Origin of the sequence: Sphingomonas faeni, from assembly GCF_023195535.1 — a bacterium.
Lineage (GTDB): Bacteria > Pseudomonadota > Alphaproteobacteria > Sphingomonadales > Sphingomonadaceae > Sphingomonas > Sphingomonas faeni_B.
This window is the reverse complement of sequence record NZ_JALPNF010000003.1, coordinates 147984-174066: the sequence shown is the minus strand read 5'-3', so window position 1 is coordinate 174066 and position 26083 is coordinate 147984. Positions and strand designations below refer to the sequence as shown.

The window sequence follows — 26083 nt, the reverse complement described above, 5'->3', positions numbered from 1 at the left end:
TACTCGAACTGAAACCGTGCCGGCGCTGCCAAGGCTTGCATGATCCTGTTCACCGCTCCCTCAGCGCTTCCTGCGCGCGATTGAGCGGCTTGAGCAGGTACTGGAGGACGGTCTTGCTGCCGGTATGGATGTCGACGGTCGCGACCATGCCCGGGGTGATCGGGAATGTGCGCCCGGCCTTGTTGGTCAGCGAATCCGACTTGGACTGCACGAACACCCGGTAATAGAGGATCTCGGGTTTCACCTCGTCGCGGATCGTGTCCGGCGAGATGCTCGTCACCGTCCCTTCGAGCCCGCCGTAAACCGAATAATCGTAGGCGGTGACCTTGACGCTCGCCTGCTGGCCGGGGCGGATAAAGGCGATGTCGCGCGGCTGGATCCGCGCCTCGATCAACAGGCGTTCGTCGAGCGGGACGATCTCCATGATCTTGCCGTTCGGGGGCACGACGCCGCCGATCGTCGAGATCTCGATATTCTTCACCACCCCGCGCACCGGCGAGCGCAAGGTCAACCGCTGGAGCGTGTCGGACCGCCCGCGCACCACCGGCGCCAGCGAGTCGACCTGTTCGGTGACCTTGGCGAGATCCTGCCGCGCCTCGACCATGTATTGCGAGCGGAGATCGGCCTTCTTCAGCTCCAGGTCGGCGCGCTGGCGTTGCAGGCGCAGGACTTCGACGTTGCTGGCCGCACCGACCGCGATCAGCGACTGGCCGATCGCCACTTCGCGGCCGATCAGTTGGAGCGACTCGTCGATCAGGCCAAGCGACGATTGCAGGCTGCGTCGGCGGGTCTCGTACAGCCGCGTCTCGGCGGCCTTGAGGTCCGGATACGGCGCGAGTTCGCTCGGGAACTGCAACGGCGTGCCGTTGGCCTCCGACCGCAACCGCGCCGCACTGGCCAGCGCCGCACGGTATTTCGCAGCGCTTTCATCGACCGTCGAACCAGCCTGGGTGGGATCGAGCTGGGCGAGCAACTGTCCCGGCTTGACGATATCGTCCTGCCGCACGAGCAATTTGGCCAGAATACCGCCCTCTAGCGATTGCAGCACCTGTTCGCGACTGGTCGGAACGACGCGCGCCTCGCCGGTCGCCACCTCGTCGAGATCGGCGAGCCATGCCCAGAGCAGCGCTGCTGCGAACAACGCCGCGAGTACCCATACGAGACGCGTGGCCGAGGTCAGCCGCGCTTCGCCCTCGCCGCCGAACAGATGGTCGTCTTCGGCCGTGATGGTGGTCATGCTGCAGCACTCCGCGTTCCGCGCATCGTCGCGAGCACCTGATCCTTGGGCCCGTCGAGAATGATCTTGCCGTTGTCGATGACGATGATCCGATCGACGATGTCGAGCATCCGCATCCGGTGCGTGGCTACGACGATCGTCCGCGTCCGGCTCCATTGCCCGAGCCGATGGATGAAGTGGCGCTCGGTGCCCTCGTCCATCGCCGCGGTCGGTTCGTCGAGCAAAGCGACCATCGGTTGCCGCAGCAACAGCCGTGCGAGCAGCAACGCCTGCACCTGCCCGCCGGACAGGCCTAGCCCGCCCTCCTGCACGACATGACCGAGCCCGTCCCGCAACCGGCGCACCATGCCCTCCGCGCCGACCATCGCGAGAATTTCGACGATCTCGGCATCGGACGCCGAGGGTGCGCCGAGCGTCAGGTTCTCGCGCAACGTCCCGTGGAATAGCCGGCTGTTCTGCGTCAGCAGGCCGATGTCGCGGCGCACGTCGGCGGGATCGATCTGGTGCAGCGCCAGCCCGTCGAGCAGGACTTCGCCGGATACCGGTTGCAGCATGCCCGACAGGCCCTGCAGCAGCGTCGATTTGCCCGCACCGTTGCGACCGAGCAGCGCGATCCGCTCACCCGCGGCGATGTCGAGACTGACGACCGACAGCGCTGGCGGCGCGTTGGGATCGGCATAGGTGAACACGCCCGACCGGATCGTGAAATCGCCCGTCACCGCCGGCAACGGAATGCGGTGGTCGCTGTCCGCGCTGTCGACGGGGAGCGCCATGATCTGGTTCAAGCTGCCCATCGCGACACGGGCATGCTGCAACCGGCCGAGCAACTGCGTCACCTGCGCCATCGGTGCCATCATTCGCGAGCCGAGGATCGAGGTGGCGACGAGCACGCCCGTCGTGATGTCGCCGGCGATCACCAGCGGCGCACCGACGAAGATGATCGCCGCATAGACCCCGTTCTGCACGCTCTGCGTCCATACCGAGAGACCGTTGGTCACGCCGCGCAACCGCAGTTGCGCTTCGCCGGCGACCGCGTTGTAGTGGTTCCACTGATGGTGAAAGCGTTCCTCCGCCTGGAGCGCCTTGATGTCCTCGATCCCCTGAACCGCCTCGACGAGCATCGCGTTGCGCAGCGAGGATTCACGCATCGATTCGGTCGCGAGCACCCGCAGGCGGCGTTGCGAGAGCAGTCCCGGCAGCAACAGCAGGACCAGCGCGCCGAGCGGCACCAGTGCGAGCGCTCCACCGATGTACCAGAGCACCGCGAGGAACAGCAGGAAGAAGGGCATGTCCGCCACCGTCGCGACCGTGGTCGACGTCAGCAGGTCGCGCACCTGATCCAGATCGCGCAGCTGCGAGATGAACGTGCCGGTCGACGCCGGCCGTGCGCGGTTGCGGACGCGCAGGGCATGGCCGAACACGCGGTCCGATATGCGCAGGTCGGCGCGCTTGCCGAGCACGTCGACGATGTTGGTGCGCAGCCGCCGCAGCGCGAAGTCGAAGCCGATCGCGATCAGCACGCCCAGGAACAGGATGGTCAGCGTCGGGATCGATCCCGCCGGTACCACCCGGTCATAGACCTGCATCGAGAACAGGACACCTGCGAGTCCCAAGCAGTTCGTCACCACCGACGCGACCATGACATGGCCGTAGGACGGCGCATCGCGCATCAGGATCTGCCGCAGCCAGTGATCCTGGAACGGGCGAATATAGGTATCGACGCGCATGTCGGGCGCGGAACGGGACGGACGCGGGATGACGAACCCGGTCGCCGACTCCATCAGTTCGGCAAGCGTCAGACGGGTCTGGCCACCACGATCGCCAGGCAGCGTCAGACGGACCTGGTCGTCGGCATCGATTCCTTCGATCAGCGCGATCTCACCGTCGGCAAAGCGCACGATCGCGGGCAGCCGCCAGCTCGTCAGGCGCATCGCGCGCGGGGTGTCGAACCGGACCGTCAGGCCGGTCGCGCGGCCGAGCGTCCGTATCCGGGTCTCGTCGTCGCCGCCCAGATCCCATTGCACCGCCAGCCGGGCGCGCTGTTCGGACACCGGCAGACGGTAGTGGCGCGCCACCCGGCCAAACAATTCCAGCCAGCTGTCGATCGCCATGCCCGGCGCCGCGGCAAGCGCGGCCGTCACAGCGTCACCCCGCGCAACGTCGTGCCCGAGAGGCCGAATGCATCGCGCATCCGCCCCGACAGGAACAGGCAATCGACCTGAAGCCGGCGCAGATCCTGCGTCGTATTGATCGCCTCGAAGCGAACCTGCTGGAGTTCCTGTTCGGCGTTCAGCAGATCGACGAGCGTCCGCGTGCCCATCTCCAGATACTGGATCCGGTAGAGGCGATTGGTCTCGCGCATGTTGCCTTGCCGCGAGACCAGCGTGTCGATGACGCGGGTGAGGCTTTCGATCTGTTGCTGCGCCTCGGCCATGCCCTGGCTGGTATCGAGCCGCGCGCGCCGTGCGCTCGCCTCGGCCGCATCGCGTTCGAACCCCGCACCACGCAGACGCGCTTTCGTGACACCGCCGGCAAAGACATTGCTGGAGACGCGCAGGCCGAAATTATAGATGCTGCGCTGGCCGAACGGCGAGGCGACGTCGCTGGACGCGTCGCCGCCGAGCGACACGGTGGGATAGCGATCGGCGCGGCTCCGCCGGACCGCCGCGTCGGCTCGGTCCACCAAAGCGTCGGCGACCATCACCGACGGCACCGTGTTCCATTCGGGCATCGGCCTGGAGCAACTGCGCATCAGCCAGTCCGGTACGTCGGGCGCGACCGCGGCCGGTGGCGCGTCGCGATTGAGCAGATAGGCAAGGTTGCTCGTCCACCGTCGTTTCGATGCCTCGATCTGGGTCAGCGTGGCGCTCGCCGCCTCGACCCGTGCCTCTGCCTGAAGCGCGTCCGACTGCGTTGCCGCGCCCATCTTCGAACGCTGTCCGACCAACGCGCTGATCTGTTCGATCCGCGACGCCTGATCCAGCGCGACGGTGTGCAGCGCCGTCGCACGCTGTAGCTCGATCACGGCATAGGCGCTTTCGCGTATCAGCGTGTCGACTGCGAGCAACAGCTCGGCCCGCCCGCCGCGAGTCCCTGCACGTGCCGCTGCGACGTCGCTCGACACCTTGCCGAAATCATAGAGCATCTGGGATGCGCCGACCTGCGGCCGCGGGCGCCATGTTCCCGAGACACGGCTGTCATAGCCGCTTCCGAGCCCGGTGCTGACGGTTGGAAGATACCCCGCGCGGGCGGCAGCGATCTCTTCGCCGCGGGCGCTGAGTATGCCCGCCGCCTCGATGACCGACGGATGCCATGCCACCGCTTCCTTGGCGGCTTCGGTCAGGGTCAGGGGCGACGTCCGGTCAGCCGTCGTTACCGGCGTCATGTCCGACGCCGGCCCGATCCCCTTGTCTGCCGCCTTGCCGATACCGCCCAGGCCCATCGACATCATGCCGCTCAGGGCAAGTATCGATCGTACGTATCGTGGGCTGTATTGCATGGGTACCGGGTCCTCTGCGTTGAACACACAGAAGACCCGGTACCTTTAATAAAATGTATAAGGCCAGTGCCTTTATGTTATTGAGATCATTATATTAAATCCGTTCTGATTTCTTAAAAAACAGAATTGGCATTGGTACCGAACCGGTCTGGATCTTCCGGCGCGACGATATAGTCGAGCGGATCGACCACCGCGGGCATCGCGACATCGACGGCGAAACTTGGATGCCCCGCATCGCCCACGCCGTCCAACGCGGTGGTTTCTTCGGGCGGGAGATAGTTCGCCAGGACGCTTTCCAACTCGCCCTGCCCCTCGAACACCTCGTAGATCGCACGGCCGATCGCGCTGCCGTCATCCGCGACCGCGACCGATGCGTCTGCGTCGAGCCCAGGCGCCAGGAACGCATCCAAGGCGATGACGTCGATTTCGCTGCCGGCGGCTTGGCTGGCAAAGATCGCCGCCGCCGTGCCGTCCGCGGGCACATCGATCGTCACGGTCAGCGTGGACGTTGCCACGGTACCGTCGGGCTGGACCAACTGGTAGGTGAACGTGTCGAAGAGATCGACCGCCGAGTAACCGAGCGTTGCGCTGGGTCGATAGAGATAATCCCCCGTTTCGTCGATCGTCAGCGTCCCGTGCTGTCCGGTCAACACGACCTCGGTATCGCCGATCTCAGTGAAGCCGGTACCCGAATCCACCCGGATCCCCGCGAACGACGTATTCGCGGTGTCGTTGTCGAGCAGGTTGCCCTCTGCCGTCGCCACGCTGCCGAGCGTGAACTGGTCGAGGAACGTCGTCGTTGCCCCGACCGATACGGTGGTCGCGAACGATCCTGCCGCTGCGCTGCTCGATATGGTGTACGTGTATCGCCCGGCCGGGAGATCCTCGACGGTGAACACGGTGCCGGTACCAATCGGCAGCCCGACAACGGCGATCTGCGTCACTTGTTCGACCACGGCGCCCGCTGCGTTGCGCACGGTCAGCGTGTAGTTCGGCAAGACGGACAGGCCGGGTGCGCGAACGGCGGTGATGGAGATGTCCGACACGGTGTTTGCTGCCACCGTGAAGGCACTACCGCCGGCTCCCGTCGAAAGGAGGCCCAACGGGCCTGACGAGTTGAACGAGAACGCGGTCGTCGGCGCCGTCGTTGTCACGACGTTGTCGTACGTCACGGCCGCGACCGCCACGTCCGCGGCGGCCACCGGCGCACCGGTGATGTCGGGGCTGCCGATCGCGATCGACAGGGTGGCGCTCTCAAGCTCGCCATCGGTCGGATCGCGAAGCGTGTAGGTGAACGTATCGGTCTCCCCGATCGCTAGTGCATTGGTATCCGGCGTGTAGGTATAGCTGCCGTCCAGATTGATCACCAGCGTACCCCAGGCGCCATCGACGACGGTGCCGTTGGCCGTTACCGCAGTAGGCACGCCGTTGACGGTCACGCTGTCCACTTGCGTGCCCGGTCCGACGATATCGACTGCGCCGCCTGCCCCCGGATCGGCGATGACGTTGCCCGACACGGCGGCAGGAACCACACCGGCGACGGCCGTAAAATCTGCATCCACACCGGCGACAGCGAGGCTACCGAGCAGCCCGACGCCCGCCGCGCCCGCAAACGTCAGGAACGCCCGGTATTCGCCCGGGCCCAGTGTTTCGGTTGCAACCAGATTATCGTCGAGCAGCCGGATATCGAGCAGCGAGGCATTGCCCGGTCCGTCGACCGCGACCCAATTGGTCCCGTCGAAGCGCTGCACGACGACGGAATAGCCACTGGCGGCGCCGATATCGAGCAAGGCGTTGTAGGTGAAGACCGCATCGAGGCTGTGCCCGTCCTCCACCGTAAACCGGACGTCGGGCACCGACAGCACCTCAGCCTGCAGATCGACGACGCCGAGCGCGACGAGTGCCACATACGCCGCACTGCCAAAGTCCACCGCCGAGGTCGCCGGGACCAGATCGATCGATGCCGTGTTGCTGTTGTCGAACGCGTCGATGTCGAACGGCGCGATGACAGTGCCCGGCAACGAAGGATTGCCTGCCGCATCCGTCTGAGTCACCGCAAGCGTCACCCCGCTGACCTGGGCCGGGACCAGCGTGACGGTGAAGTTCCCGTCCGCATCGACCAGTCCATTCCCAAGCGAGGCACCGCCAGTGCCGCGAACATCCACGCGTGCACCGGGCTCGCCGATACCCGTCACCGTCGTCCCGTCTCCTGTAATCAGCAGTGCCGTCGGGGCGTCGGGAGCGGTCAGATCGGGTGCGACCGCGGTGGCCGGATCGGAAACGTTGCCGGCATCGTCGCGCTGCGTCGCCTCCAGTGTCTCGCCGTTGCGCTGCGGCTCGGCGAGCGTGACCTGATACGACCCATTGCTCCCGACGACCGCAGTCCCGATCGCCACGCCGTCGCGGGTGATCGTCACCGTAGCGCCCGGCTCGCCCAAGCCCGTCACGATGTCACCACCGGCGCCGACGTCGATGCTCGGCGCGGCGGGTGCGGTGAGGTCGGGTGCGATCGCGGGAACGGGCGGCGACTCGTTGCCCACCCCATCGGACTGTACCACGCTCAGCACTTCGCCGTTGCGCTGCGCGATGTCGAGCAGCGCCGTATAGGTGCCGTCCACGCCAACCTCAGCGGTCCCGATGACATCCCCCGCAGGGCCGCGCACGGTGATCGCGGCGCCGGCGACGCCGGTACCGACGACCGCGTCGCCCTCGGCGGAGACGGTGGCGGTCGGCGAGAACGGTGCCGTATCGTCGGGTGCGACCACGGTTGTCGGCAGCGACGTGTTGTTCGCACGGTCGGTCTGCGTGACCGTCAGCGACTGGCTGTCGGTCTGCGGTGCCGACAGCGCTACCGCGTAGCTGCCGCCTGGAGCAACGATCGCCGTGCCCAGCAGTCCGTCGGGACCGGTGACCTGGACGGTCGCACCCGGCTCACCGGTGCCGGTAACGAACCCGCCATTCGCCGAGACGACCGCGGTCGGTGCAGCCGGCGCCGTGATGTCGGGGGCCAATACCGACGACGGCTCGGATACGTTGTTGGCGGCATCCGCCTGCCGCACGCTGAGCAACTCGCCATCGGCCTGAGCCGGGGTCAGCGGTGCGCGGTAGGTACCGTCCGCGCCTACCGTAACCGAGCCGATCGTATCGCCGCCGGGGGCGGTGATCGTCAGGAATGCGCCGGGTTCGCCGGTGCCGCTGACGCTGGTACCGCCCGCGGCGACGATCGCCGTCGGTGCCGTCGGCGCGGTGATGTCGGGTGCCAGGATGCCGGTGGGCAACGAGTCATTGCCGGCCGGATCGATCTGGATCACGGTAAGCGCCTGGCCATTGGCCTGGGCCGGCGACAGCGGCACGGTGAAGGTGTTGTCCGCGCCGACGACCGCCGTGCCGACAAGGCCGTTCGGACCGCTGACGCTGACCGTCGCGCCAGCCTCTCCCGTCCCGGTCACGATCGTGCCGTTGGCATCGATCGTCGCCGCCGGGGCCGCCGGTGCCGTGATGTCCGGAGCCACGGCCGAGACCGGTGGCGAGACATTGCCCTCGGCATCGGCCTGCGTCGCGGTGAACGCTTCACCGTTCAGACTCGGTGGATCCAGATCCGTCGTATAGGTGCCGTCCGGTTCAACCGCGATCGACCCGATCGTAACGCCACCGGGTCCGACGAGCGTGACGGTAGCGCCGGGCTCGCCGGTGCCGCTCGCACTCGCGCCATCGTCGGCGATCACCAGTGTCGGGATCGCCGGTGCCGTCAGGTCGGGTGCCGTGGCCGTGACCGGCGGCGAGATGTTGCCGCCGCCGTCGGTCTGCGTCGCGGACAGGACCTCGCCGTTCAGTTGCGGCGTGCCGAGCGTCGCGGAGTAGGTGCCGTCAGCCGCGATCGTGGCGACTCCGATTACGGCGCCGGCCGGATTGGTCACGACGATCCGTGCACCGGCTTCGCCCGTGCCGGTTACGACCCTGCCATCGTCGGAGACGAGCGCGGTCGGTGCCAGCGGCGTGGTGAAGTCCGGGGCAATGGTGGACGCCGGGCCCGACACGTTGCCGGTCGGGTCAGTCTGCGTTGCGGTCAGCGTTTCGCCATTGATCTGCGGATCGCCGAGCGTGATCGTGTACGTACCGTCTCCGGCGACCGGAACCGTGCCGATGGGCGTGCCGTCCGGCCCGGTGATCGTCAGCGTCGCACCGGGCTCACCCGTACCGCTGACGACGGTGCCATCGTCGTTGATCGCGATGGTCGGGGCAACCGGTGCCGTGAGGTCCGGTGCCAGTGCCGTAGCGGCGGGCGACGGGTTACCGGTCGGATCCGCCTGAACTACGCTCAGCGTCTCGCCATTGACCTGCGCAGGGGTCAGCGTCGCAGTGTAGGCACCGTCCGCGCCGACGATTGCCGTCGCCACCACGGCGCCGCCGGGCGCAGTGACCGTCACGGTTGCTCCCGCTTCGCCCGTGCCGGTGACCGCAGTGCCGGTGTCGTTGACGTCTGCCGTCGGAAGCGCGGGTGCGGTCAGGTCCGGCGCGGTGGCCGACACGGGCAGTCCGGCATTGCCGCTTGAGTCGACCTGCGTTGCGCTCAGGACCTCGCCATTGGTCTGCGCCGGAGCCAGCGCAGCGATGTAATTGCCGTCTGGGCCGACGACGGCGGTGCCGATCGCGAGCCCGTCAGGATCACGAATCGTCACCGTCGCGCCGATCTGACCGGCACCCGTGACGGTCGTTCCATCATCCGACACGTCCGCAGTAAGGCCGACGGGTGCATCGAAGTCGGGTGCCGCCGCCGTGACGGGTGGCGATGCGTTGCCCGCAGGATCGTTCTGGACGGCACTCAGCAGCTCGCCGTCGATCCGTGCCGGATCTAGCGCCAGCGTGTAGGTGCCGTCGTCCGCGACGACGGCCGTACCGATCGTGCTGCCGTCCGGGTTGCGCACGGTCACGGTTGCGCCGGGCTCGCCGGTACCGGTCGCGGCCGCACCGTCGAGCGTGATCGCAAGCGTCGGTGCGGCTGGTGCGGTGATATCCGGTGCAGTTACCAGAGTCGGCAGCGAGGCATTGCCGGCGGCGTCCACCTGGATCGCTTCGAGCAGCTCGCCATTGGCCTGCGCCGGTGCGAGCGTCGCGCTATAGCTCGCATCGGCCGCCACGATGGCGGTGGCGATGGTTGCGCCGTCAGGACCGATGATCGAGACTGTCGCTCCGGGCTCGCCGGTGCCCGTAACTTGCGTCCCGTCATCGGAGACCGTCACGACCGGCGCTGCGGGCGCGGTGATGTCGGATGCCGCCACGTTGGCGGGTGGCGAGACATTGCCCGCCACGTCCGCCTGCGTGACGCTCAGCACCTCGCCATTGGTCTGCGGCGAACCCAGCGTTGCGGCATAGAAGCCGCCCGCGTCCACGATCGCCGTGCCCAGCGGCGTGCCGTCGGCAGCGCGCACGGTGATCGTCGCGCCCGCCTCGCCCGTTCCGGTGACGACGGTACCCGTTACATCGAGCGCCGCCGTCGGTGCGATCGGTGCGGTCAGGTCGGGTGCGACCGCGGTTGCCGGCGGCGATATGTCGCCGTCTGCTTCGGTCTGCGTCACGCGGACGATCTCGCCGTCGATCCGCGGCGGCGCAAGCGCGACGCTGTAGCTGCCATCGGGGTTGGCGATGCCCGTGGCGATCACTTCGCCATCGGCATCGTAGACCGTGATCGCGGCGCCGCCGATCGCGGTGCCCGTCACGGTCGCACCATCGACGCCGACGGCCGCACTTGGCGCGTCGGGATCGGTATCCGCGACCAGATCGGGCGCCGTCGCCGTGGCGGGCAGCGAGATGTTGCCCGCGGCATCGATCTGCCGGACGGCAAGCACTTCACCATCGACCTGCGCCGACGACAGCGTCGCCGTGTAGGTCCCATCAGGCGCAACCGTGGCGTTCCCGATAACCGCACCCAGCGGATCGCGGATGACGATCGCGGCCCCGACCTCGCCGGTACCGGTGACGCTGAGGCCATCCTCACCGACCGTCGCCGCAGGGGCGGCAGGTGCGGTGAGGTCGGACGCGATCAACTGCGTGGGAACCGAGGTGTTGCCGGCCGGATCGGTCTGCACGACGTCGAGCGACTGGCTATCGATCTGCGGCGTGGCGAGGACCACCGTGTAGACGCCCCGCTCGTCGACGACCGTGGTACCGAGTTCGGCGCCGCCGGCATCGCGAACCGAGACGGTCGCGCCGGCTTCGCCGGTACCGGTCACGATCGTGCCGGATGGGTCGAGCACGGCATTCGGCGCCGGCGGCGCAGTGATATCGGGCGCCGTCAGGGCAAGCGGTGGCGATACATTGCCGGCCGGATCGCTCTGCACGACGCTGAGCGCCTCGCCATTTGCCTGTGCGGGCGTGAGGATGACCTCGAAGCTGCCATCCGCCGCGACGATCGTGGTGCCGATCGTCGCTCCGGCGGCATCGACGATGACGATGCGGGCGCCGGCCTCCCCCGTGCCAGATACAGCCGTGCCGTCACCGTTGATCGTCGCGTCCACCTGCGCGGGCACGGTGAAATCGGGCGCGACCGCCGTGGCGATGCCGGAGACGTTGCCGGCGGCATCAGCCTGGGTCGCGCTGAGGGTTTCTCCGTTGACCTGCGCCGGGCTCAGCAGCGCCGTATACGTGCCGCCGGCCTCGATCAGGGCCATGCCGATCACGGCCCCTGCGGGATCGGTGATCGTGACGGTCGCGCCCGGCTCGCCGGTGCCCGTCACGGCCGTGCCATCGTCGTTGACGACCACCGCCGGCGCGGCGGGTGCGGTCACGTCGGCTGCGACTACGCTGGCCGGCGCGGAGGTATTGCCGGCGGCATCGGCCTGCGCCACCGACAGCGTCTCGCCGTTGGTCTGCGGCGTGTCGAGCGTGACGACGTAACTGCCGCCGGCACCGACCGCGGCGGACCCGATGACCGCGCCACCCGGGGCAGTGACCGTGACGATCGCGCCGGGTTCACCGGTCCCTGCGATCAAGCCGCCGTCGTCGGACAGCGTCGCGGTCGGCGTGCCGGGCGCAGTGATATCCGGTGCGAGCGCGTCGACAGGCGTCGATACGTTGCCCGCCGCGTCGGTCAGCGTGACGGACACCGTCTCGCCATTGGCCTGCGGCGGCGCGAGCGGCACCGAATAGGTCCCGTCGGCCGCGACAACCGCACTGCCGATCACGGCACCACCGGCATCGCGCACCGTGACGACGGCGCCCGCCTCGCCGGCACCGGCGACCGCGCTACCATCGGGCGCAACACTGGCGGAGGGCGCATCGGGCGCGACGAAGTCCGGGGCGGCAAGACTGGCGGGTGGCGAAACATTGCCGGCCGCGTCGGCCTGCGTCACCAAGACGGTACCGCCGGCATCCTGTATCGGATCGAGTGTGATGGCGAAATCACCGCGCGGATTCGCGGTTGCGGTGCCCAGCACGGTCCCATCGGCGGCGCGCACAGTGATTGCAGCCCCCGCCTCGGCGCTGCCGGTCACCACGGCACCGGTCGGATCGAGCGTCGCGACCGGTGCTTCCGGCGCGGTCAGATCGGGGGCGACCGCAAAGGCGGGGGGCGACACATCGCCGTCCGCGTCGGATTGCGTGACACCGATCGTCTCGCCGTCGATGCGCGGCGGCGCGAGCGCAACGGTATAGCTGCCGTCCGCCGCTGCGACGCCGGTACCGACGATCGTTCCGTCGGCATCGTACACGATGATCGCAGCACCCGCGACCGCGACGCCGGTTATCGCCGTGCCGTCGGCGACGACCGTAGCGGTCGGCGCGTCGGGCGCGTCGTCCGGAACCAGATCGGGCGCAATGGCCGTCGCGATGGGCGATACGTTGCCCGCGGCATCGGCCTGACGCACCGTCAGAACCTCGCCATCGACCTGCGCAGGCGTGAGCGCCGCACTATAGGTCCCGTCCGCGCCAACCACGGCGGTCGCGATGACGGCGCCGACCGGGCTGCGGATCGTGACGGTCGCGCCGGCCTCGCCCGAGCCGCTGATGCTGGTGCCGTCTCCGCCGACGATGCCGGTCGGTGCAAGCGGCGCGGTGAGGTCGGGAGCGACCAGCGTGGACGCCGGCGATGTGTTTCCGGCGGAATCCGCCTGCGTGACGGACAGCGTCTCGCCGTTCCCCTGCACCGCGCCGAGCGGGATCGCATAATTGCCCTGCGCATCGACCGTCCCGGTACCGAGCACGGTGCCGTCGACGCCGCGGACCGTGACGCTGGCGCCGGGCTCGCCCGAGCCGCTGACGATGGTGCCGCTGGCGTCGAGCGTCGCAACGGGTGCCGGCGGTGCCGTGACATCGGGCGCGACCAGCGACAGCGGCGGCGCTGCATTGCCTGCCGCATCGAACTGCGTCGCGGTCAGTTGCTCGCCATTCGCCTGCGCCGGGGTCAGCGCCGCGCTATAGCTGCCATCCGCCGCCACCGTCGCGGTGGCGATCACCGCGCCGGTCGCGTCCGCGAAGACGATCCGCGCACCAGGCTCGCCGGTCCCGGCAACCGAGGTCCCGTCGGCGCTGATCGTCGCGGTCGGCTGGGCCGGTGCGGTGAAGTCGGGTGCGATCGTGCTGGCCGTGCCGGAGGCATTGCCGGCAGCATCGGTCTGGCGGGCTTCGATCACCTCGCCATCAACCTGGGGTGCCGAAAGAATGGCGCTGTAGCTGCCATCGGCGGCGACCGTCACCGTCGCGAGCGTCGCGCCGGCCGGATCGGTGATGACGACTTGCGCACCCGGCTCGCCGGTACCGCTGACCTGCGTTCCGGAGGCATCGATCGTGATCGTCGGCGGCGCCGGCGCGGTGAGATCGGGCGTACCGAGATCGACGGACGGCGAGACATTGCCGGCCGGATCGGTCTGGACGACGGACACTGTCGTGCCGTCGACCTGTGCCGGCACGAGGGTCGCGGTATAGCTGCCGTCGGGCGCGACGATGACGGTGGCAATCACCACGCCGGTCGCATCGCGAACGGTAACGGTGGCGCCCGGCTCGCCACGACCGGTGATCTGCGCACCGTCGTCAGCAATCGTCGCAGTCGGTGCGGTGGGCGCGGTCAGATCGGGCGTGGCAGCGGACACGGGCGCGGAGACATTGCCCGCAGCGTCGGTCTGTACGACGGAAACGGGTGCGCCATCGACGCTCGGTACGGCGAGGGTCACGGTGTAGGTTCCGTCGGCCGCGACGACCGCGGTCCCGATCACTACTCCTGCGGCATTGGTGACCGTGACCGTCGCGCCCGGTTCGCCGCGACCCGTGATGATCGTGCCGGTCGCATCGACCGTCGCGCTGGGCGCCGCGGGTGCCGTCAGATCGGGGGTAGCGACGGTCGTTCCGCCGGAAACGTTCCCGGCCGGATCGGTCTGCGTGACCACGATGGGGTCGCCCTTGATCTGCGGCGCGGTCAGCGTGACCGAATATGTACCATCGGCGCCGACGACGCCGGTGCCGATGACGGCGCCGCTGGCATCGCGCACCTGAATGGTCGCGCCAGCCTCGCCGGTGCCGCTCAACACCGCGCCGTCGCCGCGAACGGTCGCGGTCGGCGTCGTCGGAGGCGTCGTGTCGGGCGTGACTCCGGTGCCCGGTCCGGGATTAGGCTGATCGGACCGATCATCGTCGCCGCCACCGCCGGCTGCAACCGCAGCCAGACCGGCAGCCCCGGCGACACCCGCGAGGATCGCCGGCAGCGCAAGCGACGATCCGCCGCCCGAGGCGGTCGTCAGATCGTCAAGGTCCTCGATCAGCGAATACCTGGCTGGTGTGTTCGTCGTGCGCGCCAACCACTGCGTGCCATCGGGTTCACGCAGCACGAGGTCGTGAGGAATGGCAGCGTTGTCGAGATAGAAGTCGACGACCCGGACCTGCTCGCCATTGGCCAGCCTGACGACGAGATCCTGGCCCTGCCGTTCGAACCCGGCGACGTCGGCGCGAGCGATATCCAGCCGGACGATGCTTGGTCCACCGAGATTGATGGTATCCGTGGAAACCTGGCTGACGGTGCCGGTGGCCTTCGAGATCACGTCCACGTTCATCGCTGTTTCCTCTTCGGTGTCGTTGCATCGGATCGCCGCTCGATCGCGATTGACGATCGGCGGCGACAGTTTTCCTCGATGGCTGAACGGAGGAGTTCGCTGCGGCGATGCTTCAGTTCCGATATCGGAACCAATTCCCGTTTTGATCGTGCGACGATGGTATTCGGGTGCAGGAAAAGGGCACGCGAGCGTTGAACCGTTGTAGATCGCAGCGCCTTCGGGAGGGTGCATATTCTACCACCCGGTGGCGGTCTGCGGAATCGTGAATCCTCGGTTTCACGCGCGAAACAGGGTGCTGCGAAGGATCTCGCCAGCGGCGGCTGCTCGCCTCCTGCCTGCCGTTTGAACAGATATTCCCGCGCAGAAAGACTACGCTAGCGGATCACCGGCGACACGGGTGTTCCACTCGTCGATGACGTCCTGATCCTTTTCCCTGCTCGCATATTGGAGCCGGGCGCCGAGGAAGCGCGTGCGGTTCAGTCGCGCTAAAGCCCATATTGCAGCGCCGCGGACCAATGTCGCCGCGTCGTCGAGCAGCTTGACGACCGGTTCGATCAGCGCTGGATCACCACTGTTGCCGGCTGCGATCAGCGCGTTGCGGATCATCCGGTCGCGGCCGATGCGCTTGATGGGGGAGCCGGCGAAGACCGTGCGGAAGGTGGCGTCGTCGAGCGCGAGGATGTCGGCCAGTTCCGGTGCGACCAGTTCGGCGCGGGGGTGGAAGGCTAGGTTCGCGTTGGCCGAGGCGGCGAACTTGTTCCAGGGGCAGACGGCGAGGCAGTCGTCGCAGCCGTAGATGCGGTTGCCGATCGCGGCGCGGAACTCGTGCGGGATCGGGCCGGCATGCTCGATGGTCAGGTAGGAAATGCAGCGGCGGGCATCGAGTTGATAGGGCGCGGGGAAGGCGGCGGTCGGGCATGCGGTCTGGCAGGCGTCGCAACTGCCGCAGGTGTCGACGCCGCCGCGGTCCGGTTCCAGGTCCAGCGTCGTGTAGATCGCGCCGAGGAACAGCCAGCTGCCATGCTCGCGGCTGACGAGGTTGGTGTGCTTGCCTTGCCAGCCGAGACCCGCGGCTTCGGCGAGCGGCTTCTCCATCACCGGCGCGGTGTCGACGAACACTTTCAGGTCGAACGGCGGCAAATCGCGCCCGGCTTCCTGGGCCAACCACCGGCCGAGTGCCTTCAATTGGCGTTTCACGACGTCGTGATAATCGGGGCCCTGCGCATAGACCGAGATGCGCCCTACCCCGCCTTCGTCCGCCAGCCGCAGCGGATCGTTCTTCGGCGCGTAGCTCATGCCGAGCGCGATCACGCTGCGGACTTCGGGCCAAAGGCCGGCGGGGCTCTCGCGGTGATGCTTGCGCTCCTCCATCCAGATCATGTCGCCGTGGCGGCCGTCCGCGAGCCATTGGTGGAGGCGTTCGCCCGCGCGTGGTGCAGCATCGGCGTCCGCGATCCCGCAGGCGGCAAAACCCAATTCGGCCGCTTTGGCCTTAAGTCGGTGTTCCAGCTTGTCTTGCGCCACGTCCGACCGCTACCACGACGTCACCCTCGGGAGGAAGATTGCGCGTGAACGATGAATGGGCGGTCACCGCGAGCGGGCTCGTGAAGCGGTTCGGCGACCGGCGCGTGGTCGACGGGGTCGACATCATGGTGCCGCGCGGCTCGGTGTACGGCGTGCTCGGGCCCAACGGCGCGGGCAAGACGACGACGCTGCGCATGCTGCTCGGGATCATCGAGCCCGACGAGGGTAGCCGCACGCTGCTCGGCTATGACAATCCGCGCGATGCGAGCGACCGGGTCGGCTATCTGCCCGAGGAACGCGGGCTGTATCCAGCGATGAAGGCGCGCGAGGCGATCGCGTTCCTGGGGGCTCTGCGTGGGCTCGACTGGAAGACCGGCCGCGAGCGTGCGGTGGTACTGATGGAGGCCGCCGGCCTTGGCCATGCGGTCGACGAGAAGATCCGGAAATTGTCGAAGGGCATGGCGCAGCTGGTGCAGTTGCTCGGCTCGGTGGTGCATCAGCCCGATCTGCTCGTGCTGGACGAGCCGTTTTCGGGGCTCGATCCGGTCAACCAGGAGCGGCTCGAGGCGCTGATCCTCGCCGAGCGGGATCGCGGCGCGACGATCCTGTTCTCGACGCATATCATGAGCCATGCCGAACGGCTGTGCGACCGGCTGGCGATCATCGCCGGCGGCAAGCGGCGGTTCGAGGGGACGGTGGGCGACGCGCGGGGAATCCTGCCGCAGCGCGTCCACTATACGCCGCATCGGCCCGATCCGGCGATCCGCGGCGTGTTGCCGGCGGATGCGATGCCGGACGGCGATAGCTGGCGGTTCGAATTGCCGGGTGAAGGGATCGAGAGTTTGCTCGTGAGGTTGATCGACGCAGGGTACGGAATTTCGGGGCTGTCGATCGAGCGGCCGGGGCTGCACGAGGCGTTCGTCCGTATCGTCGGTCAGCATGGCGACGTCGCGAAGGTGCAGGCGGCATGACGCGCTTTCGTCGGACGCTCCGCCAGACCTTCACGATCGCGCGGCGCGACTTCATCGCCACGGTGTTCACGCCGATCTTCCTGCTGTTCCTGTTCGCGCCGGTCATCATGGGATCGTTCGGCGCGATCGGTGGGCTGGGCGCGGCGAGCGTCAGCGGCGGTGCGCAGGACAAGACGCGGATCATCGCGATCGTCCCCGCCGCGACATCGCGACCGATCGCCGAAGCCGATACGCGATTGCGCGGGATGTTCCGCGAGGACGAGGCACCGCCGGCGCTGACCACCGTCGCGCCGTTGGCCGATCCGGCGGCGCAGGCGCGTGCGGCGTTCGAAACGAAGGATATCGACGCGTCGGCGGTGATCTATGGTTCGCTCGACGCGCCGCAGATCCTGTATGGCCCGCGCGGAAAGCGCTCTGCGGACTATCTCGGGTTGCTGGCGCAGACGACGCTGGCGGCGGAGAAGCTCGGCGGCACGCTGCCCGCGATCGCCGCGACCAAGACGCAGATCACGCGCTCGACCACCTCGGTCGGTGGCCAGCATCAATCCGCCTTCTTCGCGGTGTTCGGGATCTTCTTCCTGACCTTGTTCCTGTCGGGGCAGGTCGTCGGCACGATGGCCGAAGAGCGCAACAACAAGGTGATCGAAGTGCTCGCCGCCGCGGTGCCGCTGGAATCGGTGTTCTTCGGCAAGCTGATCGGGATGTTCGGCGTCGCGGTGCTGTTCGTCGCGTTCTGGGGCACCGTCGTCACGCAGATCACGACATTGATGCCGGCGGGCGCGGCGGCGGCGCTGGGCGACCTGGCGCCGGCAGTCGGCGGTCCGATGTTTGCGCTGCTGTTCGCCGCGTATTTCAGCATGGCGTATCTGCTGCTCGGGTCCGTGTTCCTCGGCGTCGGGGCGCAGGCCTCGACGATGCGCGAGATCCAGATGCTATCGTTGCCGATCACGATCCTGCAGGTCGCGATGTTCGGGCTGTCGTCGGCGGCGGTCTCGCTGCCGGGAAGCTGGATCGCGACGGTTGCCGAGCTGTTCCCGCTGTCGTCGCCGTTCGCGATGGCCGGACGGGCGGCGAACTCCGCCGAACTGTTGCCGCATGTCGCGGCGCTGGCGTGGCAGGCCTTGTGGGTGACGATCTTCATCACGGTCGGGGCGCGGCTGTTCCGGCGGGGGGTGCTGCAATCGGGCAGCGCGCGGCCGTTCTGGCGGCGCAAGACAAAGGCGGCGGCTTAGGTTTTGCAAATCCTCCCCCGCCAGGGGGAGGTGGCTGGCGCTTGCCAGACGGAGGGGGAGGAAAGGGTAACCTCTGTTGCGTGTCCTCCCCCTCCGTCGCCTTCGGCGCCACCTCCCCCTTGCGGAGGAGGATCTCTCGGTTACGGCCCAACCCTATTGACATAGGTGTCAGCAAAGCCTTTCCTGTGGCAAAATACGGGAGAGAGACGATGGCGACTCTGGTGAGAGACGTGGCGCAACACGCGGTCGATCCGCTCGATGTGAGCCGTGCCGAACTGTACCGCGACGATGTGTGGCAGGCGCCTTTCAAGACGCTGCGGGCCGAGTCGCCGGTCCATTATGTCGAGCATTCCGACTATGGGCCGTACTGGTCCGTCTCGAGCTACAAGGGCATCGTCGAGGTCGAATCGCTCCCCGACCTCTATTCGTCCGAAGCCGGCGGCATAACGATCGCCGATTTCGTCGCCGAGCGCGATGTCCGCATGCCGATGTTCATCGCGCGTGACCGCCCCGTGCACACCGGCCAGCGCCGCACCGTCGCGCCTGCCTTCACCCCAAGCGAGATGACGCGGATGTCGGGCGATATCCGCCGGCGGACGGCAGACATGCTCGACAGCCTGCCGTGGAACACGCGCTTCGACTGGGTGGATACCGTCGCGATCGAACTGACCACGCAAATGCTCGCGATCCTGTTCGATTTTCCGTGGGCCGATCGCCGTAAGCTGACGCTGTGGTCGGATTGGGCAGGCGACATCGAAATCGTGAAGAACGAGGAACTGCGCGCGCAGCGGCTCGCCCACATGTTCGAATGCGGTTCGTATTTCAAAGGGTTATGGGACGCGAAGATCGATAAGCCGCCGACGCCCGACCTCATCTCGATGATGATTCATTCGGACGCGATGAGCCACATGGATCACAACGAATTTATCGGTAATCTCATCCTGCTGATCGTCGGCGGCAACGACACCACGCGCAATTCGATGTCCGCGCTGGCGTATGGCCTGGACAAATTTCCGGACTCGCGCGCGAAGCTGGAGGCAGACCCGACGCTGATCCTCAATGCGGTGAGCGAGATTCTCCGCTGGCAGACCCCGCTCGCGCACATGCGCCGGACCGCAACGGCGGACGCGGAGCTGATGGGGCAGCACATCAAGGCGGGCGACAAGCTGGCGCTCTGGTATATCTCGGCGAACCGCGACGAGAGCGTGTTCGGGGACGATGCGGACGCGATCGTGGTGGATCGGCCGAACGCGCGGCGGCATCTGGCGTTCGGCCACAGCATCCACCGCTGCGTCGGCGCCCGGCTCGCCGAGATGCAGATCGCGATCCTGCTCGAGGAGATGGCTGCGCGGCGGATGCGGATCAACGTGCTCGCCGAACCTACGCGGGTCGCGGCGTGCTTCGTGCACGGGTATCGCACGCTGCCGGTGGAAATCAGCAGATACTGAGGTTTGGCGTCACCTTATCGGTTCGTTCGCGCGTACCTATATCTCGAACCATGGAGACCGATATGACCCAGGACCGCCGCGCTTTTCTTACGCTTGCCGGTGCGGCTGTCGCCGGCTTTGCCTTGTGGGGGTGTTCGTCGCAGCCTGCGCAGGCGGCGGAGCGGTTCGAGGTTACGCTGACCGATGCGCAGTGGCGCAAAAAGCTGTCGCCGGATGCGTATAACGTCCTTCGGAAGGAAGGCACGGAGCGGCCCTATTCGAGCCCGTTGAATGGCGAGCATCGCGCGGGGATATTTTCCTGCGGCGGGTGCGCGTTGCCGAACTTCTCGTCGAAGACCAAGTTCGAGAGCGGGACCGGGTGGCCGAGCTTCTGGCAGCCGCTGCCGAACGCGGTGCGGACGCGGGTGGATTCGACGCTGGGGATGGCGCGGACCGAGGTGCATTGCCGGCGGTGTGGCGGGCATCTCGGGCACGTGTTCGACGATGGGCCGAAGCCGACTGGCAAGCGGTACTGCATGAATGGCGATGCGCTTACGTTCAAGGCGGCTTGAGGGCGCTCACCCTCGGGCCATTCGCTCCATTTTACTTAGGCTTGTGTCCCCGCGAAGGCGGGGACCCAGACTGGACCCCGCCTTCGCGGGAGAACAAGAGGGTAAGCTGCCCGGCGCGCTGTTTTTGCCCCCCCGGCGAAGGCCGGGGTGCAATTGGGAAGCGTTGCTAATCGAAGGCCGCGCTTCGTTACTGCGACCTCACAAATTGGGCCCCGGCCTTCGCCGGGGAGGTGTGCTTTTTGGGTAGGTTGGAGTGCTGAACTAATCGGAGGTGATCAGTAACCGGGCAGCAACCTGGGGGCGATCAGCAGCGAAACACTCGACTACTGTGATGTCGGAGCCGGTCAGGAATGCCGCAGCGAGCCCCGCACCCCGCCCCAAAGGCAAACCTCAGTTCGCCTCGTTCACCAGCGTGAAGATGCCGCGGGGGTCGGTCGGGCCGTGCTGGATCGTTGCGAGCTGCGCGGCGTTGGCACGCTGCGTTGCGGTGATGGTGCGGGTGGCGCTGGCCATCTGGTACGAGGGCTGCACGTCGAGCGTATCGCCGGCGGGTGCGTGGCCCGAATAGATGAAGCCCTTGGTCGGGTACACCGAGGTGCCGAGGTCGCCCTGCGGACCGTACCAGACCTTGACCTTGCTCCAGTCGCCGGCGTCGGAAACGTCGATCGCGAGGACGTTGGTCTCGACGGCGCCGGGGCGCGACCAGTTGGCGTGGGTGAGAAGGACTTCGCGGTCGCTGACGACCTTCGAGACCATCGCGACATGGCCGACGCGCATCCGCGAGGTCGGCGAGAAAGCGAGGACCGAACCGGCCTTAGGGCTGTGGCCGCGCTCGTAGCGGCCAGCGGCCTGATCCCACCAAGTGTTTGCGTTGCCGCGGATTTCGATCCCCGAAACCGAGCGGGCGAACGTGACACACTGCCAGAACTGGGCTGCTGCCGGTGTGGCCGTCATCAGGCCGCACGATACCACCAGCGCAAAACGCGCTGCTAACGCCTTGAAATTCATCGAGACCCCCCGGCCAAAACCCGTTCGTCACAGTCTGGCTACGGGAGGTTCGAATTAATTGAAACCCGGTCGGGAACCATATCCGACGAAGCGTGTTACCGCGCCGACCAACGCCCGAAACAGGGCCTCGTCAGGCTCAGTTCATGAGTTTCCAGCCGGTTATGCGGTCCACGGTGACCTGCGTGACCGCATGATAGCCCGGCCGCGCCTTGCCGTAGATGTCCATCGCCAGCTTGTGACCCCAGTCGCCCGAGTCCATCATCTGCTGGAACAGCGGCGCGACGAACTTGCGCCTCCCCTGCGAGGTCAGGAACTGCTCGGCCGAGGCGTCGGCGGGCGCATAGTGATTGGCAAGCGCGAGTTGCAGCCAGGCGAAGCGGATTTCCGAATTGCCGGTGGTGTTCCAGCCGAACGCGTCGTCGAGCGTCTTCAACCGCTCGGCCGGGAGTTTGCGCGGAAGCTGCGTGATGAAGCGCGTGATCTCCTGCGTGGTCGCCTTGCCCGGAACGCCCGACACCGGCCCACCGGCTCCATAGGCCTTGGCCGCCGCATCGACCGCAGGGAATGCGGCAGACGTCACATGGACTGCGTTCGCCGGAATACCGGGTTGGTACACCCACGTGTCGACGCCGATCGTCTTCGCCTCGGCGGGGGTCAGCAGCTTCGATTTCAGGTCGGCGAGGAAGCCGGCGCTGGTCTGCGGCTGGACGGCGTGGCGGTCGAAATAGCTGCGGAGATATGCGTCCCACCGCGCGCGGCCGACCTGCTTTTCGATCGTGCGGAGGAAGGCCGCGCCCTTGTCGTAGGCGATCTGCGTCATGCCGTCGTCGGGATCGCGCGATGCGTCGAGATCGAGGTGGAGTTGCGTGTCCTTCGCGGCGGGGCCACCGGCGTCCTTCACCGCCGCGAGCATGTCGGTCCAGGCGAGGTCGGCCTCCATGTCGGCGCGGCGCTTGCCGTAGAGCGCCTCCATGATCCGGTTCTCGAAATAGCTGGTAAAGCCTTCGTTGAGCCAGAAATCGTCCCAGGTCGCGTTGGTGACGAGGTTGCCCGACCAGCTGTGCGCGAGTTCGTGTGCGATCAGCGAGACGAGACTGCGGTCGCCGGCGATCGCGGTCGGCGTGGCGAAGGTGAGCGTCGGGTTTTCCATGCCGCCGAACGGGAACGACGGCGGCAGGACCAGCACGTCGTAGCGGCCCCATCGATACGGGCCGTACAGCCCTTCGGCGGCGGCGACGAACTTCTCGAGCTCGCCAAATTCATACGCGGCCTTGGGCAAGGTCGCGGGTTCGGCCCAGATGCCGGTGCGCGAGCCGGTCGACTTGAACGCGATGTCGCCGACCGCGAGCGCGATCAGGTACGGTGCGACAGGCTTGTCCATCTTGTATTCGAACGTGCAGCGGTCCGCCGCGCAAGTCGGCTTGCCAGTCGCGAGTCCGCTCATCACCGCGGTGAGCTGCTTGGGGACGGCGATCTTTGCCTCCCAGGTCTGGCGGATGCCGGGCGAGTCCTGCGTCGGGATCCAGCTGCGGTTGAGGATTGCCTCGCCCTGGCTGAACAGGAAGGGCTGTTTCTTGCCGGCGGTCTGCGCAGGGGTGAGCCATTGCAGCGCCTTGGCGTCGGGCGACGAGGCGTAGGCGATGCGGATTTTCTTCGCGCCGTTGAGCGTGACGGTCAGCGGCGCGCCGTGGATCTTGTCGACCGCGCCGACTTCGTAGGGGAGCGGCTTACCGGTAGCGTCGGTGATGTTGACGATCTTCAGGCCGTTGTCGTCGAGGACGAGCTTGGCGCCTGGCTTTGCGAGGACGTCGAGCGTGGCGATGCCCCGGATGACGTGGGTGTCGAAGTCGGCGGCGAGATCGAGCGCGACGTGCGTGACGCGGGCTTCGGCGGGGCGGGCGTAGCTGTGCGGATCGCGTGCGTCGGGCGTGGTGAGGATCGGCGCGATCGTCTGTGCGACGGCAGGGGATGCGAGGACGAGGCTAAGGGCGGTGGCTAGTGCGGGGATGCGCATGGGAACTCCGATGTCGCCGTTCCTCGATATCGGGACGGCCAAGCGTCGGTCCTACCGTGGTGTCCCTGGCGCTGGAAGGGACCTGATTACGGCGGGTGTGTTTACAGGCTGCACCAAACAAATCCCGTCATCCTGACGAAAGTCAGGATCCAGAGCCGTAAAGGACAACCATTCATCACTCTGGATCCTGACTTTCGTCAGGATGACGGTGGGATGTGTGGAGATCGCTCCACCCTCCGTTTCATCCCCCTCAGCTTTCGCGAACCGGTGTCGTTGCCAGCCTCGCCAGCCGTGCTTCATGTTCCACCCGCCCGAACGGAAACCGTGAGAAAAAGAACGCAGAGACGCAGGCGAGCGCGATGTAGAGCCCCGCGTAGATCAGCGTGAGGCGGTCGATCGTCCCCACCGGAACCGTCCCCGGCGTAGCCTTGGCCGGGAAGCCCGCCACCGCGAGGATCATGCCGGCGAAGAATATCCCGATCCCGCTCGTGCATTTCTGGACGAAGAACGAGCCGGCGAAGAACACGCCCTCCGACCTTCGTCCCGTCTTCGCCTCCGAATCCTCGACCACGTCCGCCATCATCGACGCGCCGAGGATGAACCCGGTCACGTTCGACGCGGTGCCTAGAATGAAGAACCCGAACAGCGTCGGCAGCAGCATGGACTCGCCGACCTCCGGAAACACGCCGAGCATGCGCAGCCAATAGGGCGAGGTGTTGAGCGCCGCACCGCATAACACCGCGGTCATCGCCGCCTTGGGCTTGCTGGCAGATTTTCCGAGCCGGGGCGCCGCCAGGAACGCGAGAAAGACGCCCGAAAACAACGCGATGGTCAGATATACGAAGGTCGGGCCCTTGAAGCCCCATACGTAAATATAGAGGTAATTCGACATCGCGTAGCTGATGCCCTGGATCGTGTAGGCGCAGACGCCTGCCGCCATCAGGATCGCGAAGGCGCGGTTCTTCACCGTTTCGCGCAGTTCGGCGAAGGAATCGCGCAAGGTCTGCCGGGCGATCGGGGCGTGGGGGAGATTCTTGATCTCGTGGTGCGTGCCGAGCGCCGACACGAGGATCGCGACGCCGATGAGCAGCGCGCCCGCGAGCGCGAAGCCGCTGTAACCGGCGCGGTTGAGCAGACCGTTGGGGAACGCGGCGGTGGGCGCGAGGAAATATTTGTACGCGGACAGCAGCATCAGCAGACCGCCGACCCAGCCGAACAGATAGCGATACGCCATGATCCGCGTGCGCTCGTCATAGCCGGAGGTGAGTTCCGGGGTCAGCGCAACCGAGGGGACCTCGTAGCAACTCACCGCAGTGCGCACGAGCACCGCCATCGCGAACAGCCAGACCAGCGTCTGCGGTTCCGACATCACCGACGGCGGATTCCACAGCAGCAGCCAGCCGACCATGATCGGCAGCGCGGAGGCGTACATCCACGGATGCCGCCTGCCCCATTTGGTCCGCGTGCGATCGGAGAAGAAACCGACCGCGGGGTCGACGAACGCATCGATCAGCAGCGCCATCATGATGACGAGACCGACGGTGGCGGAGGGCAGCCCGACGACCTGGTTGTAGAACAACAGCAGAAACGTGCCGAACCCGGCGTCCTTCACCCCGTAGGCGACCGCGCCAAAGCCGTAGCTCGCCATCGTGCCGTTCGAGAGGCGGCGACCCGGAGCGGTCATTTCAGTTTGTCGAGAATTGCGAACAGCGAGGGTTGCGCCGGGTCCCAGCTCGGCCGCGTACCGATCGTCATGCCGCCATCCACGAGGATGTGCGTGCCGGTGATGAAGCTCGCATCGTCGCTGGCGAGGAACGCGACCGCGGCGGCGATGTCGTCGCCGGTGCCGGGGCGGCGGATCGGCTGCGCGTCGGCGGCGATGTGCGCGATCATCGCGTCGGCCTTGGTGGTCTTGTCGGCGTCGAGCTCGAGCGTGCGCGTGAAAATGTTGGTGACGATGAAGCCGGGTACGACCGCGTTCACGCGGATCCTGTGCTGCGCGAGATCGGCGGCGGCTTGCTTGGTGAGGTGGAGCACGCCGGCCTTGGCGGTGGAGTAAGCGGTCGGCGCGTAGCCGGTGCCGAGCGCGGATACCGACGAGGTGTTGACGATCGCGCCACCGCCGCGCTTGGCCATGAGCGGTGCTGCGTAGCGGATGCCGAGTGCGACCGAGCGGAGGAGGAGCGCCTGGGTGCGGTCCCAATCCTCCGGGCTGATCTCGCCGATCGGATCGCGTGAGCCGCCGGCGCCGGCGTTGTTGAACAGGATGTCGAGCCCGCCTGCATCGTCGGCGGTCTGCATCAGCGCCTCGATATCGCCGGCCTGGAGGACGTCGGCACGCTGGAAGATGATGCGCCCGCCGGATGCGTCGGCGAGCGCATGGCCACCGGCTTCGTCGATGTCGCCGATCAGGACGGTGGCGCCTTCGTCGGCGAGTCGGAGCGCGGTCGCCCGGCCGATGCCGGACGCGCCGCCGGTCACGACGGCACGCTTGCCTGAAAACCTCACACGCACTCTCCTGCTCTTTTTTGCGAGCATAGTATGGCTTCTGCACTCGTCAAT

General features: G+C 67.2%; 13 protein-coding genes. 4 read left to right on the top strand and 9 right to left on the bottom strand.

The window, feature by feature from the left end; all coding sequences use genetic code 11:
* Positions 1–49: 49 nt before the first annotated feature.
* From SPHN_RS07960 to queG, 5 genes are all read right to left on the bottom strand, one after another.
* Positions 50–1237: an HlyD family type I secretion periplasmic adaptor subunit gene (locus SPHN_RS07960; protein WP_248522612.1), complete on the bottom strand. Its 1188-nt coding sequence runs from the start codon at positions 1235–1237 to the stop codon at positions 50–52.
* Positions 1234–3378, bottom strand: coding sequence for a type I secretion system permease/ATPase (locus SPHN_RS07955; protein WP_248522611.1), 2145 nt, complete (start codon positions 3376–3378; stop codon positions 1234–1236). Before SPHN_RS07955 ends, SPHN_RS07960 begins: the two co-directional genes overlap by 4 nt.
* Positions 3375–4736, bottom strand: a complete 1362-nt coding sequence (locus SPHN_RS07950; RefSeq protein WP_248522610.1) for a TolC family protein — start codon at positions 4734–4736, stop codon at positions 3375–3377. The genes SPHN_RS07955 and SPHN_RS07950 overlap by 4 nt, the downstream gene beginning before the upstream one ends.
* 113 nt (positions 4737–4849) lie before the next feature.
* Entirely contained in the window at positions 4850–14773 is a 9924-nt protein-coding gene (locus SPHN_RS07945; protein ID WP_248522609.1) for a BapA/Bap/LapF family large adhesin, read from the bottom strand.
* 369 nt (positions 14774–15142) lie between these two features.
* On the bottom strand, positions 15143–16297 hold the full coding sequence (queG, locus tag SPHN_RS07940; RefSeq protein ID WP_248522608.1) for a tRNA epoxyqueuosine(34) reductase QueG: 1155 nt from the start codon (positions 16295–16297) through the stop codon (positions 15143–15145).
* 44 nt (positions 16298–16341) lie between these two features.
* Here queG and SPHN_RS07935 point away from each other — a divergent pair, with 44 nt between their 5' ends.
* From SPHN_RS07935 to msrB, 4 genes are all read left to right on the top strand, one after another.
* Complete coding sequence (locus tag SPHN_RS07935) at positions 16342–17268, top strand: ABC transporter ATP-binding protein (RefSeq protein ID WP_248522607.1); 927 nt, start codon at positions 16342–16344, stop codon at positions 17266–17268.
* The gene (locus SPHN_RS07930) at positions 17265–18500 is read left to right on the top strand and encodes an ABC transporter permease (protein WP_248522606.1); all 1236 of its coding nucleotides are present in this window, start codon (positions 17265–17267) and stop codon (positions 18498–18500) included. The genes SPHN_RS07935 and SPHN_RS07930 overlap by 4 nt, the downstream gene beginning before the upstream one ends.
* 209 nt (positions 18501–18709) lie before the next feature.
* Complete coding sequence (locus SPHN_RS07925; protein ID WP_248522605.1) at positions 18710–19948, top strand: cytochrome P450; 1239 nt, start codon at positions 18710–18712, stop codon at positions 19946–19948.
* Between the two features lie 62 nt (positions 19949–20010).
* Entirely contained in the window at positions 20011–20499 is a 489-nt protein-coding gene (msrB, locus tag SPHN_RS07920; RefSeq protein WP_248522604.1) for a peptide-methionine (R)-S-oxide reductase MsrB, read from the top strand.
* A gap of 390 nt (positions 20500–20889) precedes the next feature.
* On the opposite strand, the gene SPHN_RS07915 is transcribed toward msrB, so the two are convergent.
* From SPHN_RS07915 to SPHN_RS07900, 4 genes are all read right to left on the bottom strand, one after another.
* Positions 20890–21507, bottom strand: a complete 618-nt coding sequence (locus SPHN_RS07915) for a CHAP domain-containing protein (protein WP_248522603.1) — start codon at positions 21505–21507, stop codon at positions 20890–20892.
* Between the two features lie 136 nt (positions 21508–21643).
* Entirely contained in the window at positions 21644–23521 is a 1878-nt protein-coding gene (locus SPHN_RS07910; RefSeq protein ID WP_248522602.1) for a M1 family metallopeptidase, read from the bottom strand.
* 250 nt (positions 23522–23771) lie between these two features.
* On the bottom strand, positions 23772–25205 hold the full coding sequence (locus SPHN_RS07905; RefSeq protein ID WP_248522601.1) for an MFS transporter: 1434 nt from the start codon (positions 25203–25205) through the stop codon (positions 23772–23774).
* On the bottom strand, positions 25202–26029 hold the full coding sequence (locus SPHN_RS07900; RefSeq protein ID WP_248522600.1) for an SDR family NAD(P)-dependent oxidoreductase: 828 nt from the start codon (positions 26027–26029) through the stop codon (positions 25202–25204). Before SPHN_RS07900 ends, SPHN_RS07905 begins: the two co-directional genes overlap by 4 nt.
* Positions 26030–26083 lie beyond the last annotated feature (54 nt).